Origin of the sequence: Streptomyces sp. NPDC059906 (genome assembly GCF_042730645.1) — a bacterium.
Lineage (GTDB): Bacteria > Actinomycetota > Actinomycetes > Streptomycetales > Streptomycetaceae > Streptomyces > Streptomyces rubrogriseus.
This window is the reverse complement of sequence record NZ_JBHWKU010000022.1, coordinates 15718-33217: the sequence shown is the minus strand read 5'-3', so window position 1 is coordinate 33217 and position 17500 is coordinate 15718. Positions and strand designations below refer to the sequence as shown.

Genomic DNA, 17500 nt, shown 5'->3' with positions numbered 1-17500 from the left:
GTTATCCACAGGCTGGTTGGAGGAACCTGTGGAAACTACAGGGGCGGCTTCACCCGGGCGAGGCGCCGCAGCATCCGGGGTGCGAACCGCGACATGAGGTGGGCGCCGCGCGCCTCCGGCGTCACCGGGACCACCGCCCTGTTGCGCACGACCGCCTCCAGCACGGCGTCCGCCACCTTCTCCGGCGGGTAGTTGCGCGCCCCGTACAGCCGGGCGGTGCGCCGCTGCCGGCGCTTCTCCTCCTCGGCGTCCACGCCCGCGAAGTGCGCGGTGGACGTGATGTTGGTGTTGACCAGGCCGGGGCAGATCGCCGTGACGCCGATGCCCCGGTCGGCCAGCTCGGCGCGCAGGCACTCGCTCAGCATCAGCACGGCCGCCTTCGAGGTGCCGTAGGCGGGCAGCGCCCTGGAGGGCTGGAAGGCCGCCGCCGACGCGGTGTTGACGATGTGGCCGCCCTGCCCGCGCTCGGCCATCTGCCGGCCGAACAGACGGCAGCCGTGGATCACGCCCCACAGGTTGACGTCGAGGACCTTCTTCCAGTCCTGAGGCGTGGTGTCGAAGAAGGAGCCGGACAGGCCGATCCCGGCGTTGTTCACGAGCACGTCCACCACGCCGTACTCGGCGGCGACCCTGGCCGCCAGCTTCTCCATGGCCTGCTCGTCCGAGACGTCGACGGCCTCCGCCCAGGCGGCCCGAGCACCGATCAGCCGGGACAGCTCCGCGGTCCGGGCGGCGGCCTCGGCGTCCCGGTCGACGGCCACCACGCGCGCTCCGGCCTCGGCGAACGCGAACGCCGTCGCCCGCCCGATGCCGCTGCCCGCACCGGTGACCAGGACGAGCTGCCCGCCGAAACGGTCCGCGTACTTCCCGTTCGCCGCCGTCTCGGACCGGCCGTCCTCGGTGGCGGTGACGAACTCCGTGATCCAGTCCGCCAGCCGGTCCGGCCGGGTGCGCGGCACCCAGTGCTTCGCGGGCAGCGTGCGCCGGGTGAGCCGCGGCGCCCACAGCTCAAGGCCGTCGTAGAGCCGCTCCGACAGGAACGCGTCGCCCAGGGGCGTGACGAGCTGCACGGGCGCGTGCGCGTAGGCGTCCTCGCGCGGGCTGCGCAGCCGGGGCCGGACGTTGTCCCGGTACAGCCACGCCCCGTGTGCGGCGTCCGACGGCAGGGAGGGGGTCGGGTAGTCGCCGCCGGGCACCTTCTCGACGCGCTCCAGGATGCCCGGCCAGCGCTTGCCGAGAGGGCCGCGCCAGGCCAGCTCCGGGAGCACGGGGGTGTGGAGCAGGTAGACGTACCAGGACTTGGCGCCCTGGCCGAGGAGCTGTCCGACCCGGCGCGGGGTGGGGCGCCTGAGGCGCTTGTTGATCCAGTGCCCGAAGTGGTCGAGGGAGGGGCCGGACATCGAGGTGAAGGAGGCGATGCGCCCCTCGGTGCGCTTGACCGTGACGAACTCCCAGGACTGCACCGAGCCCCAGTCGTGGCCCACCAGGTGCACCGGGCGGTCCGGGCTGACCGCGTCGGCCACGGCCAGGAAGTCGTCCGTCAGCTTCTCCAGCGTGAACCCGCCCCGCAGCGGGCTCGGCGCGCTGGACCGGCCGTGGCCACGGACGTCGTAGAGGACCACGTGGAAGGCGCCGGCCAGGCGGGCGGCGACCTCGGACCAGACCTCCTTGCTGTCCGGGTAGCCGTGCACCAGGACGACCGTGGGCCGCCGCGGGTCGCCCAGCTCCGCCACGCACAGCTCGACCCCGCCCGTGCGCACCCGGCGCTCCCGCGCACCCTCCAGCACCGTCATGTCTCCTCCGCCCAGCGCCGCACGTGCGGCAGATCGTCGTCCAGCCAGAAGGCGCTCTCCTCGGGATCCGCGGAGTCGGTCACGACCAGGATCTCCTCGAACTTCGCGCCCGTACCCCGGAAGCCGAGGTGGGGTTCGACCGCCCACAGCCCCGGGCGGGGCGGGTGGTCGGAGAAGCGGTACGGGGACCACAGCGGGGACCAGCCCTCGCGGTGGCCGTGCAGTGCGTCGCTCGCCAGCCCCTTGAGCGACTGCGTGCCGAAGCCGAACAGGCGCGGGGACAGCCGCCGTTCCCGCACCCGGCCCACCTTGTGGGCGATCACGCCGAAGGGATAGGCCCGGTGCCGGTTGGCGCAGCCCTGGCGGACCATGAGCCGGTCCACGTCCTCGTAGATCTCCCGCAGCGGCCTGCGTTCGCGCACCTCGCGCAGGATCAGCTCGCGGTGCGCCGCCAGGTCGGCCGCCAGCCGGTGCTGCACCGGGTTGGGGCCGAGTGCCCCGGAGTAGCCGATGTCGGCGGTGAATCCCCGGTACACCGGGGCCATGTCGAGGATGAACGGCATGCCCGGCTCCAGCCGGCGGTTCGTGGGGAAGAACTGCAGCGGCACCCGGAAGCCCGTGAACGCCGTGCGGTCGCCGAACCAGGCGAAGGGCAGGTGGAACCAGTCCCGCACGCCCCGCTCCCGCAGCCACGCGCGCTGCATCCGGGCCGCGTCGCGTTCGGTCACGCCCGGCTCCAGCCGGGCGGCCACGGCCTCGGCGCACTCGTAGGCGAGACGCTGCACCTCGCGGAACCCCCGCAGCTCCGCGCGGAGTCCGGCCGCCGTCGCCGTCGCCGTCGCCGTCGCCGTCGCCATCGTCGTGCCACCCATGCCGTGCCACCCCCGTCCCACCGTTCCACTGTCCCGGCGCGGTCCGCGCCGACCGTGCTACTCGCCCGTAACGTGACGCCGCCGAATCTCCCAGTTGTTAGACCCAACGTCAATAGGGCGGCCGGCGCGGCCTCGGAAGTCGGTGCCGTGGCTCTCAGGTACGGCATCCCCTACGGGCCCGTACTACTCCAGACTGACGCCAAGACGGCTCTGCGGTCTGACGACCGCAGTGGCGGACGTCACTACTGTCATCGATGTGACTGTGATCGCGACCGAAAGCCTGAGCAAGCGGTTCCCCCGGGTGACCGCGCTCGACCGGCTCTCCGTGGACGTCGGACCCGGTGTGACCGGACTCGTCGGTGCCAACGGCGCCGGCAAGTCCACCCTGATCAAGATCCTGCTGGGTCTGTCTCCCGCCACCGAGGGCCGGGCCGAAGTGCTCGGACTCGATGTCGCCACCAAGGGCGCCGACATCCGCGAGCGGGTCGGCTACATGCCGGAGCACGACTGCCTGCCACCCGACGTCTCGGCCACCGAGTTCGTCGTCCACATGGCACGCATGTCCGGCCTGCCGCCCACCGCCGCCCGCGAGCGCACCGCCGACACCCTGCGCCACGTCGGCCTGTACGAGGAGCGCTACCGCCCCATCGGCGGCTACTCGACGGGCATGAAGCAGCGCGTGAAGCTCGCGCAGGCTCTCGTGCACGACCCCCAGCTGGTCTTCCTCGACGAGCCGACCAACGGCCTCGACCCGGTCGGCCGCGACGAGATGCTCGGCCTCATCCGCCGCATCCACACCGACTTCGGCATCTCCGTCCTGGTCACCTCGCACCTGCTGGGCGAACTGGAACGCACCTGCGACCACGTCGTCGTCGTGGACGGCGGCAAGCTGCTGCGCTCCAGCTCCACCACGGACTTCACCCAGACCACCACGACCCTCGCGATCGAGGTCACCGACACCGACGCACACCCCGACGGCACCCGCGCGGTGCGCGACGCGCTCGACGCGCGCGGGGTCACCGTCCAGGACGGCAGCGGCCTGCCCGGCGCCGGCCACGTCCTCCTGCTCACCTCGGCGGGCGAGGAGACCTACGACCTGGTCCGCGACGTCATAGCCGACCTCGGCCTCGGCCTGGTCCGCATGGAGCAGCGCCGGCACCACATCTCGGAGGTCTTCACCGACAGCGACGCAGCACGGAAGGAGGCGGTCGGCCATGGCAGCTGAACAGCCCGCAGCCACGGTGCCGGGTGACCAGACCCGCATCCACAACATCGGCTACCGCAGCTACGACGGCCCCCGCCTCGGCCGCGGCTACGCCCGCCGTTCGCTGTACTCGCAGTCCCTGCGCGGTGCCTACGGCCTCGGCCGCTCGGCCAAGTCCAAGGTGCTGCCGATGCTGCTCTTCGTGGTGATGTGCCTCCCGGCGGGCATCATGGTCGCGGTCGCCGTCGCCACCAAGGCCAACGACCTGCCCGTGGACTACACGCGCTACGCGGTCGTCCTGCAGGCCGTCATCAGTCTCTACGTCGCGGCCCAGGCCCCCCAGTCCGTCTCGCGCGACCTGCGCTTCAAGACCGTGCCGCTGTACTTCTCCCGGCCGATCGAGACCTCCGACTACGTGCGCGCCAAGTACGCCTCGCTGGCCTCGGCCCTGTTCATCCTCACCGCCGCGCCCCTGCTGGTGCTCTACGTGGGTGCGCTGCTCGCCAAACTCGACTTCGCGGACCAGACCAAGGGGTTCGCCCAGGGACTGGTCTCCGTGGCACTGCTCTCCCTGCTCTTCGCCGGCCTCGGCCTGGTCGTCGCATCGGTCACCCCGCGCCGCGGCTTCGGCATCGCGGCCGTCATCGCCGTCCTGACCATCACCTACGGCGCGGTCTCCACGCTCCAGGCCATCGCGGACGTCCAGGGCAGCTCCGGGGCCGTCGCCTGGATAGGCCTGTTCTCGCCGATCACCCTCATCGACGGAGTGCAGTCCGCCTTCCTGGGCGCCACCTCCGCCTCCCCCGGCGGGGTGGGCCCGAGCAACGGCGAGGGCGCGGTCTACGTGCTCGTCACCCTGGGCCTGATCGCCGGCGCCTACGGCCTGCTGATGCGCCGCTACAAGAAGGTGGGACTGTGACCACGCTGAACATCGACCACGTCTCCCGCTGGTTCGGCAACGTGGTCGCCGTCAACGACATCACCATGACGATCGGCCCCGGCGTCACCGGCCTGCTCGGCCCCAACGGCGCGGGAAAGTCCACCCTCATCAACATGATGGGCGGCTTCCTGGCCCCCTCCACCGGCAGCGTCACCCTCGACGGCCAGCCGGTCTGGCGCAACGAGGACATCTACCGGCACATCGGCATCGTCCCCGAACGGGAGGCGATGTACGACTTCCTCACCGGCCGCGAGTTCGTCCTCGCCAACGCCGAACTGCACGGGCTGGGGGCCAAGGCGGCCGACGAGGCCCTCGCCACCGTGGAGATGGCCTACGCCCAGGACCGCAAGATCGCCACGTACTCCAAGGGCATGCGCCAGCGCGTGAAGATGGCCTCCGCCCTCGTCCACCAGCCGTCGCTGCTCCTGCTCGACGAGCCGTTCAACGGCATGGACCCGCGCCAGCGCATGCAGCTGATGGACCTGCTGCGGCGCATGGGCGACGAGGGCCGCACCGTGCTGTTCTCCTCGCACATCCTGGAAGAGGTCGAACAGCTCGCCTGGCACATCGAGGTCATCGTCGCCGGACGCCACGCGGCCAGCGGCGACTTCCGCAAGATCCGCCGCCTGATGACCGACCGTCCGCACCGCTACCTGGTGCGTTCCAGCGACGACCGGGCCCTGGCGGCCGCGCTGATCGCCGACCCGTCGACCTCCGGCATCGAGGTCGACCTCGCCGAGGGCGCTCTGCGCATCCAGGCCGTCGACTTCGGCCGGTTCACGGTCCTGCTGCCGAAGGTCGCCCGCGACCACGGCATCCGGCTGCTCACGGTCTCGCCGTCCGACGAGTCCCTCGAGTCCGTCTTCTCGTATCTCGTCGCGGCGTAGGAGGCCGAAGAATGTACGACCCCACAGTCGCCCGACTCACCTACCGGGCCCTGCTCGGCCGCCGCCGGGCCCTCATCCTGGGCGTCCTCCCCCTGCTGCTGCTCGTCATCGCCGTCGCGGTGCGCGCGCTCGCCGGAGCCGACGACCAGACCTCGGTCGACGTGCTGGGCGGGTTCGCCCTCGCCACCATGGTGCCGATCATCGGTGTCATCGCCGGTACCGGCGCCATCGGCCCGGAGATCGACGACGGCTCGGTGGTGTACCTGCTGTCCAAGCCGATCAAGCGGCCGACGATCATCTTCACCAAGCTGATCGTCGCCATAGCCGTGACGATGGCCTTCTCCGCCGTGCCCACGCTGCTCGCGGGCCTGATCCTCAACGGCAACGGCCAGCAGGTCGCCGTCGCCTACACGATCGCCGCGCTGGTCGCCTCCATCGCCTACGCCGCGCTGTTCCTGCTGCTGGGCACGGTGTCCCGGCACGCGGTGGTCTTCGGACTCGTCTACGCCCTGGTCTGGGAGGCCCTGTTCGGCTCCCTGGTGCCGGGGGCCCGCACGCTGAGCGTCCAGCAGTGGTCGCTGGCGGTGGCCCAGAAGGTCGCCGACGGGAACCTGGTGACCTCCGACGTCGGTCTGCCGACCGCGACGGTGCTGCTCGCCGCGGTGACCGTGCTCGCCACCTGGTACGCGGGCCAGAAGCTGCGGTCGCTGACGCTCGCCGGGGAGGAGTGACCGCGCCCCGTCGGGAACGCGGCGTACGTCCGCTTTAATCGGTGGCGCCCGGCTTCCCGTGGCGGCACTGTGGGGGATGCACGAGGACGGACGGCGCCGGCGCAACGGGAGGCCGCTTCGAGCACGCGGGTCACCCCGCGTGGGCCGACCGACGGGGACGCCGGCGCCGTCCGGACCGTGTGCCGGGGCCACGCCGAGGAGCCTGGCCCCGCGTCGGGATCAGGCCGACAGACGCTCCAGGACCACCGCGATGCCGTCCTCGTCGTTGGAGGACGTCACCTCGTCGGCCACCGCCTTCAGCTCCTCGTGGGCGTTGGCCATCGCCACACCCCGGGCCGCCCAGCCGAACATGGGGACGTCATTGGGCATGTCGCCGAACGCGATCGTGTCCGCGGCCTTCAGACCGAGCCGACGGGCCGCCAGCGACAGTCCCGTGGCCTTCGACAGCCCCAGGGGCAACAGCTCGACGACGCCCGCCCCGGCCATGACGACCGTGACGAAGCCACCCGCGGCGCGGCGGGCGGTGTCGGCCAGCTCGTCGTCCGACAGGGTCGGATGCTGGATGTAGATCTTGTTCAGCGGCGCCGACCACAGGTCGGAGGCGTCGGTGAAGGGCACGGCCGGCAGGTCGCCCCCGACCGCGTAGCCCGGGCCGACCAGCACGTCGCCCTCCAGTCCGTCCCGGCTCGCCGCCAGGTACAGCGGACCGGTCTCCGCCTCGATCTTGGCCAGCGCCACCCCGGCCAGCTGCCGGTCGAGGGTCACGGAGGTCAGCAGCCGGTGCTCCCCGGCGTGGTAGACCTGCGCGCCCTGGCCGCAGACGGCCAGCCCCTCGTAGCCGAGGTCGTCCAGGATGTGCCGGGTCCACGGCACCGCCCGCCCGGTGACCACGATGTGGGCCGCGCCCGCCGCGGTGGCCGCGGCGAGCGCGTCACGGGTGCGCTGCGAGACCGTGTCGTCGCCGCGCAGCAGCGTGCCGTCGAGGTCGGTCGCGATCAGCCGGTACGGGAAGCCCCCGGCGGGACCGGTGCCGGGGACCGTGGCGGTGCCGGTGTCAGTCACTTGGCCACCGGCTCCAGGACCTCCCGGCCGCCCAGGTACGGGCGCAGCACCTCGGGAACGCGGACCGAGCCGTCGGCCTGCTGGTGGTTCTCCAGGATCGCCACGATGGTGCGCGGTACGGCGCACAGCGTGCCGTTGAGCGTGGCCAGCGGGCGCACCTTCTTGCCCTCGCGGACGCGGATCGACAGCCGGCGGGACTGGAACTCGGTGCAGTCCGAGGTCGAGGTCAGCTCGCGGTACTTGCCCTGGGTCGGGATCCACGCCTCGCAGTCGTACTTGCGCGCGGCCGAGGAGCCGAGGTCGGCCGAGGCCACGTCGATCACCCGGAACGGCAGCTCCAGCGACGTCAGCCACTGCTTCTCCCACTCCAGCAGGCGCTGGTGCTCGGCCTGCGCGTCCTCGGGCAGGACGTAGGAGAACATCTCGACCTTGTCGAACTGGTGTACCCGGAAGATGCCCCGGGTGTCCTTGCCGTGCGAGCCCGCCTCGCGGCGGAAGCAGGGCGAGAAGCCGGCGTAGCGCAGCGGCAGGCGGCCCGCGTCCAGGATCTCGTCCATGTGGTACGCGGCGAGCGGCACCTCGGACGTGCCGACCAGGTACAGGTCGTCCTTGTCGAGGTGGTAGACGTCCTGGGCGGCCTGGCCGAGGAAGCCGGTGCCGGCCATCGACTGCGGGCGCACCAGTGCCGGGGTGAGCATCGGCGTGAAGCCGGCCGCCGTGGCCTGCGCGATCGCCGCGTTGACCAGCGCCAGCTCCAGGAGGGCGCCCACGCCGGTCAGGAAGTAGAAGCGCGAGCCGGAGACCTTGGCGCCGCGCTCCACGTCGATGGCGCCGAGCAGCTGGCCCAGCTCCAGGTGGTCGCGGGGCTCGAAGCCCTCGGCGGCGAAGTCGCGGTGCGTGCCGTGCGTCTCCAGCGTGACGAAGTCCTCCTCGCCGCCGACGGGCACGTCGGGGTGGACGAGGTTGCCGAGCCGCTGGAGCAGCTCCTGGGTCTCGGCGTCGGCCGCGTCGCGCTCGGCGTCGGCGGCCTTGACGTCGGTCTTGAGCTGCTCGGCCCGCTTGAGCAGCTCGGCCTTCTCGTCCCCGGCGGCCTTGCCGATCAGCTTGCCGAGGCCCTTCTGCTCGGCGCGCAGCTCGTCGAAGCGGACGCCGGACGACCTGCGCCGTTCGTCGGCGGACAGGAGGGAGTCGACGAGCGCGACGTCCTCTCCACGGGCGCGCTGCGAGGCGCGCACACGGTCGGGGTCCTCACGGAGCAGGCGAAGGTCAATCACGCGGTCAAGGCTACCGGTGCGTGGTGTCGGCTCTCGACCCACTATTGCCGTACGCGGGCCGCACATCCCCTTCGGCGGGTCAATGCAGCGCTGCGCAATCCCCGGATCGAGGCGCCGCACGAGCACCGGGTTGACTGGATTCCCTTGTGGAGAAAGGGACTTGGGGCGTCATTGTCCACAGGAATCTGCACTCCGGAAAAGTTATCCACAGGGTGTGCGAAAGATCTGTGGATGCACGGAAGTGATCGTTCCCCATTCTGGGAGTCGGGCCGTCCAAACCCTCCAGGCCCCCACTTTCGAGTGGAAACGGGGCACCCGGTGTCACTCCGGAGAATGGGGTGCAAGAAACAGGTGGACGAAGGGTGACCTGGACCCCTGCGGGCGAAGCGGGGGGCTGTAGGCGGATATGTCGACTGAATGCCCCTTCGTTGTCGACTTGTCCCCAGGTCGAGAAGCGGACCTGTGGATAACTTCTGTGGACAACGAAAATCAGCAGATAGGCCCGGCGGTCAGAACTGGCGTCAGCACCGGCGTCAGAACCGGCCGTCCTGGCAGCGCGCCACCCAGTCCGCCGCCGCCACGAACGCCTCGTCCGAGGTGCCCGGACGCAGTGCGTCCACCTCCGCGGGCGTGACCTCCGCACGCGGATACGACCCCAGGTAGCGCACCTGGAGGCAGGACCGCTTCAGGCCCATCAGCGCGTCGGCCACCCGCCGGTCGGAGATGTGCCCCTCGGCGTCGATGCAGAAGCAGTAGTTGCCGATGCCCGCACCGGTGGGCCGGGACTGCAGCAGCATCAGGTTGACGCCCCGGGTGGCGAACTCGCCCAGCAGATCGCGCAGGCCGCCGGGGTGGTCGTCGCGCTGCCAGAGCACGACGGAGGTCTTGTCCGCGCCGGTCGGAGCGGCGGGCCGGGCCGGGCGGCCGACCAGTACGAAGCGCGTCTGGGCGTTCTCCGCGTCGTGGATGTCGGCCTCCAGCACCTCAAGGCCGTAGCGCTCCGCGGCGAACTCACCGGCGAAGGCGGCGTCGTACCGCCCCTCCTGCACCAGGCGGGCGCCGTCCGCGTTGGAGGCGGCCGACTCCCAGGCGGCGTCCGGGAGGTGTGCCTTGAGCCAGTTGCGGACCTGGGGCTGGGCGGCCGGGTGCGCGGTGACCGTCTTGATGTCCGACAGCTTGGTGCCGGGGCGGACCAGCAGCGCGAAGGTGATGGAGAGCAGCACCTCGCGGTAGATCATCAGCGGCTGGCCGGCGACCAGCTCGTCGAGGGTGGTGGTGATGCCGCCCTCGACGGAGTTCTCGATCGGCACGAACGCGGCCTCGGCCTCGCCGGTGCGCACCGCGTCGAGCGCGGACTGCACGGAGACGTACGGGACCAGTTCCCGGGTCGCCGTCTCCGGGAGCGTGCGCAGGGCGACTTCGGTGAAGGTGCCTTCAGGGCCGAGATACGCGTAACTGGCTGGCATGTCCTCACCCTAATGGGCTCGGGGACACCCGGCTCACGCGTCTCGCACCAGCCCCTCCGCGGGGTGATGCGCCCCCGGATTCACCCCTCCAGCAGCCGCTGACCCACGTACTCTCCCTCCGACGCCCCGCCCGGCACCGCGAACAGGCCGCTCGCCTCGTGCCGGATGAACCTCGACAGCGCGTCGCCCCGGTCCAGCTTGCGCTGCACGGGCACGAAGCCGCGCAGCGGATCGGCCTGCCAGCAGACGAAGAGCAGGCCGGCGTCCGGGACGCCGTCGGCGTCGAAGCCGTCGTGGTACGAAAAGGGCCGGCGGACCATCGCGGCGCCGCCGTTCTGGTCGGGGCGGGTGATCCGGGCGTGGGCGTTGATCGGAACGACCAGCCCTCCGGACCCGTCCGTCTTCTCCAGGTCCATCTCCGTCGACTCGGTGGCCCCGCTCCCGCCGGACAGCGGCGCCCCGTCGGACTTCCGGCGCCCGATGACGTCCTCCTGCGCCTTGAGGGACAGTTCCTCCCAGTCGTCGAGGAGCATGCGGATGCGGCGTACGACGACGTAGGAGCCGTTCGCCATCCAGGCCGGGCCGCCCTTCCCGGCCTCCGGCTCCTCGGGGACGAAGATCCGCCGGTCGAAGTCGGCCTCGCCGGGCTTCGGGTTGCGGGTGCCGTCGACCTGGCCCATGAGGTTGCGGGCGGTCATGGGGTGGGCGGTGGCGCCGGGGGAACGGTTGAAGCCGTTCATCTGCCAGCGGACGCGGGCGGCCGCCCCGGCGTCCCGCTGGATCGCGCGCAGGGCGTGAAAGGCCACCAGCGCGTCGTCGGCGCCGATCTGCACCCACAGGTCGCCGTTGCTGCGGTTCTTGTCGAGGTGGTCGGAGGAGAAGTCGGGGAGCGGGTCGAGCGCGACCGGGCGCTGCTTGTCCAGACCGGTCCGGCCGAAGAAGCCGTGCCCGAATCCGAAGGTGACGGTCAGCGAGGAGGGTCCGGCGTCCCGGGCCACGTCCGTGTCACGGCTGCCGGCCGGCTCGCCCGCCATCAGCCGCCGGGCCGTGTCGGACCAGCGGCGCAGCAGCGCGGCGGCCTCCTTGCGCCCGGCGCCCGCCGCGAGGTCGAAGGCGACGAGGTGCCCGCGGGCCTGCATGGGGGTGGTGATGCCGGGCTGATGTTTCCCGTGAAACATCGCCCGCTCGCTGCCGAGCGAGGTGAGGGGGGTGGCGGCGGACGAGGGCGCGGCGGCGTAGCCCGCGGCGGCGCCCGCCGCGCCGAGGACGAGCCCGGTGGCGCCGGCGGTGCCGAGCAGCCGCCGGCGCGATACGCCCTCGGGGGCGGTCGCGGCCCCGGCGTTGCCGGAGTCGGGCGGTCCGGGCGTCCCGCGGGTCGCCTCGGGGTCCCGGGTCTTCGGAATGGACTGGTCGGGCATGGTGCGGTTCAGCCGATCTGCGTGTTCTTGGAGATGGTGACCTGGTCGATGTCGGAGGTCCGCACGGTGACGGCGACTTCCCAGTCTCCGGCCATCGGGATCTGCACTCCGCTCGCCGACCAGTGGCCGGTGGTGATGTGGTCGGGGGCGACGGGCAGCGGCCCGATGTCCTTGGCCTTCTGGGTGAGGGCCACCTTCACCTCGGGAATGTCGAAGGCGGTCCCGTCCGGGCGCTCGACGTAGAGGTGCAGGTCGTTGGCGCCGACCCGGGCGGGGTCGAGTTCGACCCGTACGACTCCCTTGCCGTTCTGGGCGCCGGTGTCGAAGGGCATGTCCAGCGTCACCGCGCCGGTGGAGGGGGTGGAGGCGGCCGCGGAGGACCCGCCGGCAGCCTTGGCCTCCTCCTCGGTGCGGCCCGGCTCGGTCTGGGTCAGGACGGTGGTCACCACCAGCAGGACGACCGCGATGCCCGCCTCGGCGAGCACGGAGCGGCGCAGTCCGAAGCGGTTCGGATCGGCGTCCCGTTGCCGCTTCTGCCGGGCGGCGTCCACGGCCGCGCGCTGCCGGGCGAGCTGCGCCGCGCGCTGCGAGCCGCCGGAGCCCTTAGCGCCGCCGGAGCCCTTAGCGGCGCCGGATGCCTTCGTGGTGCCGGACTCCTTCTCGGCGACCTTCGCGTTCCCGGACGTCTTCGTGCCCGCCTTCGCGGCCGCGCTTCCGGACGCCTTCGTGGACGCCTTCCCGGCCCCCTTCTCCGCGCGCCGTGCAGCCGGAACCCCGGCGACGTCGGGTGCCGCCTCCGCCAGCTGTGCCGTCCACCGTCGCGAGAAGTGGGCGACGCCGACGAGTACGGCGACGAGCCCGATCTTCACCAGGAGCAGCTGCCCGTACCGGGTGTCGGTGAAGGCCGTCCAGGAGCCGAGCTGGCGCCAGGACTGGTAGGTGCCGGTCACCACCAGCGCGATCACGCTGCCGAAGGCGACGCGGGAGAACCGGCGTACGGCGAGGGCGGGCACCGGTGTGTCCGCCGGACCGCGGTACAGGGCGACGAGCAGTGCGGTGAGCCCGCCGAGCCAGGTGGCGACGGCGATCAGGTGGACGACGTCGACCGGCATGGCGAGCCCGGCCTGGAGGCCGACGGAGGCGTGTTCGGACATCGCCCAGGTCGCCGCGAGGCCCGCCGCCACGACGCTCCCGCCGACCGCGAGCCCGAAGGTGAGGTCCCGCTTCTCCTCGTCCTCCCGTTTGTCGTACGCGCCGAAGAGCACGGCGATGAACAGCGCCGCCGCCGCGAGCAGCAGCAGCCGGGAGACCAGCGCGGCGCCGGCCTTGGTCTGCAGCACCTCGCCGAGCAGGTTGAGGTCGAAGACGTCGGCGAACTTCCCGGAACCGGTGTACGAGCCGCGCAGCAGGAGGAGCAGGAGGGTGGCGGCGGTCAGCGCGAGCCACCCGAAGACGACGACCCGTTGCAGGACGCGCACCCCGGAGCCCCGCGGCCAGCAGGCGAGGACGAAGGCCGCGCCGCCCACCAGGACCGCGAACCCGGCGTACGACACGTACCGTCCGACGCCGTACAGTCCGCCGACGACTCCGCCGCCGGCCGACTGCCCGGAGACGGCGACCGAGGTCTCGGAGGGGGCGCCGATTGAGAAGGTGTAGGCGCCGGCGACCGGGTGGCTGTCGGCGGAGACGACCTGGTAGCTCACGGTGTACGTGCCGTCGGGCAGCCCGGCGTGCAGTTTCACGGAGTACGTGGTGCCGCCCGTGCCGGACGGCTTGCCGTCGTCGACGCGCTTGCCCTTCGGGTCGAGCACGCGCAGTGAGTCGTCGTCCATGGAGACCGACTCGGAGAAGGTGAGCGACACCTGGGCCGGAGCCCTGTCGACCACCGCCCCCTCCCGGGGGTCGCTGCCGGTCAGCGCGGCGTGCGCGGAGGCCGGTCCCGCGCCGGCCAGCAGCGCGCAGGCCGCGGCCAGGAGCAGCAGCACCAGGGTCCGCAGGCGCGGGGCGATGGTCTGCGACAAGGTGGTCCCTCCCTCAGTGTCCGGAGTCTTCGGAGTGACCGGAGTGTCCGGTGGTGGGCTGGTAGGTGGCCGCCTTCACGGGCAGTGTGACCGCGACGGGGTCGGAGTGGGCGAAGTGCAGTTCGACGGCGACGGACTGGCCCTGTTTCGGCTGTTGCTTCAGCTTCTCGAACATCAGGTGGTTTCCGCCGCTCTTGAACACGAGTTGACCGTGTGCGGGGACCTTGAGGCGGTCGACCTCCTTCATGGTCCCGTCGACGGTCTCGTGCACGGTGACCTCGCCGGCCTCGCTGGTGACGGAGGTCAGTTCGTCGGCCGAGTCGCCCTCGTTGGTGATCGTCAGGAATCCGGCCGCCATCGAGTCGGAGACCGGCTGCGGTATGTAGGCGGCGTCGACCGAGAGTTCGGCGCCGGAGGAGGCGGAGTCGGAGCCGGAGTCCGAGCCGCCGCACCCCGCGAGCGTGAGGGCGCCGATCACCGCGACGGCGGCGAGTGCGGGGCGCCGCCTCCCGGGTCCTCCCGTGAGGCGCCTCCCGGAACCTTCCGTGAGCCGCCTCACGGGTTCTCCCCCTTGATGAGCTTGGGGAGGTCCTTGGTGTAGTCGTCGACCGTGGCGTCCTCGCCGTACAGGACGTAGCCCGCGTCGGACTTCGGGGAGAAGGCGACGACCTGGGTGCCGTGGGTCGAGACGATCTTGCCGTCCTTGTCCTTGGTCGGCGGGTCGATCGAGATGCCGAGCGTGCGGGCGCCGGCCTGGATGGTGTCGAATTCGCCGGTGAGGCCGACGATCTGCGGGTCGATGCCCTTGAGCCACTTGCCGAGCGCTGCCGGGGTGTCGCGCTCCGGGTCGGTGCTGACGAACACGACGCGGAGCTTGTCCTGCTCCGCCTGGGAGAGCTGCTTCTTGGCCACGGCGATGTTGTTCATGGTCAGCGGGCAGACGTCGGGGCAGTGGGTGTAGCCGAAGTAGATCAGCGTGGGCTTGCCCGCGGTCTGCTCGCGGAGGTCGTACTTCTTGCCCCGGGTGTCGGTGAGGACCAGGTCGGGCTTCTCGAAGGGCTTGTCGAGGACGGTGGCGGCCTGCTGGCTGTTGTCCTCGGAGACCACGGTCACGGGCTTGTCGCTGTCGGCGCCGCTGCCGCAGGCGGACAGCGTCAGGCAGGCGGCGGCGAGCAGGGCGGCCGTGGCGAACGTCTTCTTGCGCATAGAAAAATGTCCCAGATGTGAGGTGCTCCGGTGCGCGCCGGGGCCCGTCGGAGGACCGACGGGCGGTGTCCGGCGCGCACCGGACGAGATGATGCGCCGACGAGGTCACGCCGACGCACCGGCACGGCGCTGTTACGCCGCCGCACCGGAGTTGCGCCGACGGCCGGCCAGCACGCCGTACGCGACGCCCGCGGCACCGACGACGATGCCGACGACGCCGAGGACCCGGGCGGTGGTGTCACTGCCGTCACCGGAGCCGGAGTCCGACGACGAGGCGTCGGCGGCGGTGTTCTGCGCGTCCGCCCCGGTGTCCTCGGCCTTGGCGTCCGAGGAGCCCGACGCGCCGTGGGCGTCGTCCTCGGCGGCGGACAGCTTGAGCACGGGAGCCGGGGTGTCGGGCTCGTCCTGGCCCTCCTGCGGCACCTCGATCCAGCGCACGACCTCCTTGTTGGAGTACGTCTGGATCGCCTTGAACACCAGCTGGTCGGCGTCCTCGGGCAGCGCGCCGATGGACACCGGGAACTTCTGGAAGTAGCCCGGCTCGACACCCTTGCCGTCGGCGGTCCAGGTCACCTTGGTGACGACCTCGGTGATCTGCTTGCCGTGCGACTCCAGCGGCTTGGCCGGCTTGCCCTTGGTGACCACGGCCTTCCAGCCGGGGACCGGCTGCGGCATGACGGACGCCAGCGGGTGGTCGGTGGGGAAGTTGACCTCCAGCTTGGTGGTGGAGGCGTTGTCGCGCTCGTTGGGGACCTTGAAGTCCACGACCGCGTAGCCGCCCTTGGCAGCCGCGCCCTCCGGCTGCACGCTGACGTGCGCGAAGGCGGGGGCGGACAGGGCGAGGACGGCGATGCCGGACACGGCGCCGGCGGCGGCGATACGGGAAGCCTTCATGGACGGAGTACTCCGCTTCGTGGGGACACCGGTGCTGGGCCGGTGCCGGGTGACGGGAGGAATGCGCGCACGCGCGCGTGCCGCACGACGGCGGCCCCTCCCGAAGCGGGACGGCGGTCGCGTCGTGTCAGGCGGCGAGGGCGAACGCGTCACCCGGCGGGCCGCGCCTGATGACGGTGTGCTGGAGCGCGGTGGTACGGGGCCGGGGCGGCACCCACAGGCCGGGGCGCGGCGGACGCGGACCCGTGCCGGGGGCGCCGGCCAGCCCGGTGTGCAGGGCGCGCACCAGGGAGAGCGCCGCGCGCAGGGCGCGTACGAAGGCCGCTTCGGCCATGTACTGGGCCGAGTGCGCCGACAGTTCGACGAGCCGGGCCACGGCCAGGTCCCCGCGCCGCAGCAGCCAGCCGGCGGCCAGCGCCGCGAGGACGTGGACGAGCAGCATCGGCAGGGACGGCAGCAGCGAGGCGGAGGCACCCGCGGTGGACAGGGCGTCGGCGGAATGGTGTGCCGCGCCCGCGCCCGTGGGGCCGTCCGGCGCGATCCGCGCGTCGGTGAGGATCCGCTGCGCCTGAGTCGGGCTGATGGCCGCCGCGGTGGTCCCGCAGACCAGCCGTGCGGCCTGCTGGACCAGGGAGGCGTCGGACAGCGCGCCCGCCCCGCCGCCGGACCCGGGGGCCGTACCGGACGCAGTGGCCGCAGTCGCCGCGGCGGTGCCGTGCTGGCCCAGGCCGAACAGGGTGTGCAGCGCGGTCTGTCCGACGGTGAGCAGCACCGCGATGCCGGGCAGCGAGCGCCGGCGGCCGGCCAGCGGCACGGCGACCAGGACCACCCCGAGGAACCCCGCGCCCAGCGACCACAGCGGAACGGTGGCGCAGGAGGCGAGGGTGTGCCCCGCCGCGGCCAGCACGACGCAGACCGCGGCGAACACCGCGGCCCGCAGCATCCGGAGATCGTTCCCGGAGCGCGCCGTTGGCGGGTGGGGGGCAGTCATGGCGGGCTCATCATCGCACTCACGACCCGCACGCCGTACGGCAGGTCCACAAGGTGCCCTACGACCGGAACGCGGGGACAGGTACGGAAGGTCACATTCTGTTCCGGGCCGTCCCGCATACACCGGTCGGCGGCGGCGACGCATCCGCCAGATGAGCGGTGTCACGGGTGCGGCGCGCTTACGCCACGCCGTGAGGGGCAATACGTATCGGTATGTCGAGCCGCGGCCGGGAGGCTGGAGCATGAGCATCTGGTGGTCACTCCATTTGCGGCGCGAGGCTGCGAGCGTGCCCCTGGCCCGCCGCCTGCTGATCGGCACCATGGAGACCGCGGGCGTGGACCCGGACATCTCCTTCGACCTCTCCGTCGCCCTGAGCGAGGCCTGCGCGAACGCCGTCGAGCACGGCGGGGACGACGGCTCCGGCGGTCCCGGCGAGGCGTACCGGGTCACGGCCTACCTGGACGGCGAGCGGTGCCGGATCGAGGTCGCGGACACGGGCCCCGGCTTTCCCGCCCCCGCCCCGGGCGGGCCGCACGGCGTGAGTCGCCCGGCGTCCCCGGAGGCGGAGAGCGGTCGCGGCCTGTGTCTCATCCGGGAGCTCGCCGACCACGTCCACATCGGCAGTGCGCCGGGGCGGACCGGTGCCGTCGTGAGCTTCGACAAGGTCCTCAAGTGGCGCGAGAACGCCCCGCTGGTGGCGGTCTGACGGCAGGACCCGGACACGCCGACGGCCGGGCATCC

General features: G+C 72.1%; 16 protein-coding genes. 5 read left to right on the top strand and 11 right to left on the bottom strand.

All coding sequences use genetic code 11. The annotated features are described in order from the left end of the window. Positions 1–35: 35 nt before the first annotated feature. Positions 36–1793: an SDR family oxidoreductase gene (locus ACFV9J_RS28140; protein ID WP_385358525.1), complete on the bottom strand. Its 1758-nt coding sequence runs from the start codon at positions 1791–1793 to the stop codon at positions 36–38. Continuing rightward, positions 1790–2650, bottom strand: coding sequence for a M24 family metallopeptidase (locus ACFV9J_RS28135; RefSeq protein ID WP_385358661.1), 861 nt, complete (start codon positions 2648–2650; stop codon positions 1790–1792). Before ACFV9J_RS28135 ends, ACFV9J_RS28140 begins: the two co-directional genes overlap by 4 nt. 277 nt (positions 2651–2927) lie before the next feature. On the opposite strand from ACFV9J_RS28135, the gene ACFV9J_RS28130 reads away from it, so the two are divergent. Genes ACFV9J_RS28130 through ACFV9J_RS28115 form a run of 4 tightly spaced genes read left to right on the top strand, consistent with a single transcriptional unit; the run spans position 2928 to position 6427 of the window. Further along, a complete protein-coding gene (locus ACFV9J_RS28130; protein WP_385358659.1) occupies positions 2928–3890 on the top strand; it encodes an ABC transporter ATP-binding protein in 963 nt (320 codons plus the stop codon). Continuing rightward, complete coding sequence (locus ACFV9J_RS28125; RefSeq protein WP_385358523.1) at positions 3880–4788, top strand: ABC transporter permease; 909 nt, start codon at positions 3880–3882, stop codon at positions 4786–4788. Before ACFV9J_RS28130 ends, ACFV9J_RS28125 begins: the two co-directional genes overlap by 11 nt. Continuing rightward, positions 4785–5696, top strand: a complete 912-nt coding sequence (locus ACFV9J_RS28120; RefSeq protein WP_385358521.1) for an ABC transporter ATP-binding protein — start codon at positions 4785–4787, stop codon at positions 5694–5696. The genes ACFV9J_RS28125 and ACFV9J_RS28120 overlap by 4 nt, the downstream gene beginning before the upstream one ends. Positions 5697–5707: 11 nt before the next feature. Further along, positions 5708–6427 carry an ABC transporter permease subunit gene (locus tag ACFV9J_RS28115; RefSeq protein ID WP_385358519.1) on the top strand — a complete coding sequence of 240 codons (720 nt, stop codon included), beginning with the start codon at positions 5708–5710 and terminating at the stop codon, positions 6425–6427. Between the two features lie 219 nt (positions 6428–6646). On the opposite strand, the gene ACFV9J_RS28110 is transcribed toward ACFV9J_RS28115, so the two are convergent. The 9 genes from ACFV9J_RS28110 to ACFV9J_RS28070 form a co-directional block, all read right to left on the bottom strand. Next, positions 6647–7489 (bottom strand): HAD family hydrolase, encoded by an 843-nt coding sequence (locus ACFV9J_RS28110; RefSeq protein ID WP_385358518.1) that lies wholly within the window; start codon positions 7487–7489, stop codon positions 6647–6649. Further along, positions 7486–8763 carry a serine--tRNA ligase gene (gene serS, locus ACFV9J_RS28105; RefSeq protein WP_328561476.1) on the bottom strand — a complete coding sequence of 426 codons (1278 nt, stop codon included), beginning with the start codon at positions 8761–8763 and terminating at the stop codon, positions 7486–7488. The genes ACFV9J_RS28110 and serS overlap by 4 nt, the downstream gene beginning before the upstream one ends. Positions 8764–9296: 533 nt before the next feature. Continuing rightward, on the bottom strand, positions 9297–10229 hold the full coding sequence (pheA, locus tag ACFV9J_RS28100) for a prephenate dehydratase (RefSeq protein WP_385358517.1): 933 nt from the start codon (positions 10227–10229) through the stop codon (positions 9297–9299). Positions 10230–10309: 80 nt separating this feature from the next. After that, on the bottom strand, positions 10310–11647 hold the full coding sequence (gene efeB, locus ACFV9J_RS28095; RefSeq protein ID WP_385358515.1) for an iron uptake transporter deferrochelatase/peroxidase subunit: 1338 nt from the start codon (positions 11645–11647) through the stop codon (positions 10310–10312). Positions 11648–11655: 8 nt separating this feature from the next. Beyond that, complete coding sequence (locus ACFV9J_RS28090; protein ID WP_385358513.1) at positions 11656–13668, bottom strand: copper resistance CopC/CopD family protein; 2013 nt, start codon at positions 13666–13668, stop codon at positions 11656–11658. A 13-nt stretch (positions 13669–13681) separates the two neighbouring features. Continuing rightward, positions 13682–14227 (bottom strand): copper chaperone PCu(A)C, encoded by a 546-nt coding sequence (locus tag ACFV9J_RS28085; RefSeq protein WP_385358511.1) that lies wholly within the window; start codon positions 14225–14227, stop codon positions 13682–13684. After that, positions 14224–14874 (bottom strand): SCO family protein, encoded by a 651-nt coding sequence (locus ACFV9J_RS28080; protein ID WP_385358509.1) that lies wholly within the window; start codon positions 14872–14874, stop codon positions 14224–14226. The genes ACFV9J_RS28085 and ACFV9J_RS28080 overlap by 4 nt, the downstream gene beginning before the upstream one ends. A gap of 132 nt (positions 14875–15006) precedes the next feature. Then, positions 15007–15768 (bottom strand): YcnI family protein, encoded by a 762-nt coding sequence (locus ACFV9J_RS28075; protein WP_385358506.1) that lies wholly within the window; start codon positions 15766–15768, stop codon positions 15007–15009. A gap of 127 nt (positions 15769–15895) precedes the next feature. Further along, a complete protein-coding gene (locus tag ACFV9J_RS28070) occupies positions 15896–16759 on the bottom strand; it encodes a hypothetical protein (RefSeq protein ID WP_385358505.1) in 864 nt (287 codons plus the stop codon). A 241-nt stretch (positions 16760–17000) separates the two neighbouring features. Between ACFV9J_RS28070 and ACFV9J_RS28065 the strand changes: the two genes are divergently transcribed. After that, a complete protein-coding gene (locus tag ACFV9J_RS28065; RefSeq protein WP_385358503.1) occupies positions 17001–17465 on the top strand; it encodes an ATP-binding protein in 465 nt (154 codons plus the stop codon). Positions 17466–17500: the final 35 nt, after the last annotated feature.

Coding starts and splice junctions, on each gene's coding strand:
- ACFV9J_RS28140 (WP_385358525.1), bottom strand. CDS start 1,793: ATGACGGTGCTGGAGGGTGCGCGGGAGCGCCGGGTGCGCACGGGCGGG.
- ACFV9J_RS28135 (WP_385358661.1), bottom strand. CDS start 2,650: ATGGCGACGGCGACGGCGACGGCGACGGCGACGGCGGCCGGACTCCGC.
- ACFV9J_RS28125 (WP_385358523.1), top strand. CDS start 3,880: ATGGCAGCTGAACAGCCCGCAGCCACGGTGCCGGGTGACCAGACCCGC.
- ACFV9J_RS28115 (WP_385358519.1), top strand. CDS start 5,708: ATGTACGACCCCACAGTCGCCCGACTCACCTACCGGGCCCTGCTCGGC.
- pheA (WP_385358517.1), bottom strand. CDS start 10,229: ATGCCAGCCAGTTACGCGTATCTCGGCCCTGAAGGCACCTTCACCGAA.
- efeB (WP_385358515.1), bottom strand. CDS start 11,647: ATGCCCGACCAGTCCATTCCGAAGACCCGGGACCCCGAGGCGACCCGC.
- ACFV9J_RS28080 (WP_385358509.1), bottom strand. CDS start 14,874: ATGCGCAAGAAGACGTTCGCCACGGCCGCCCTGCTCGCCGCCGCCTGC.
- ACFV9J_RS28075 (WP_385358506.1), bottom strand. CDS start 15,768: ATGAAGGCTTCCCGTATCGCCGCCGCCGGCGCCGTGTCCGGCATCGCC.
- ACFV9J_RS28070 (WP_385358505.1), bottom strand. CDS start 16,759: ATGACTGCCCCCCACCCGCCAACGGCGCGCTCCGGGAACGATCTCCGG.
- ACFV9J_RS28065 (WP_385358503.1), top strand. CDS start 17,001: ATGAGCATCTGGTGGTCACTCCATTTGCGGCGCGAGGCTGCGAGCGTG.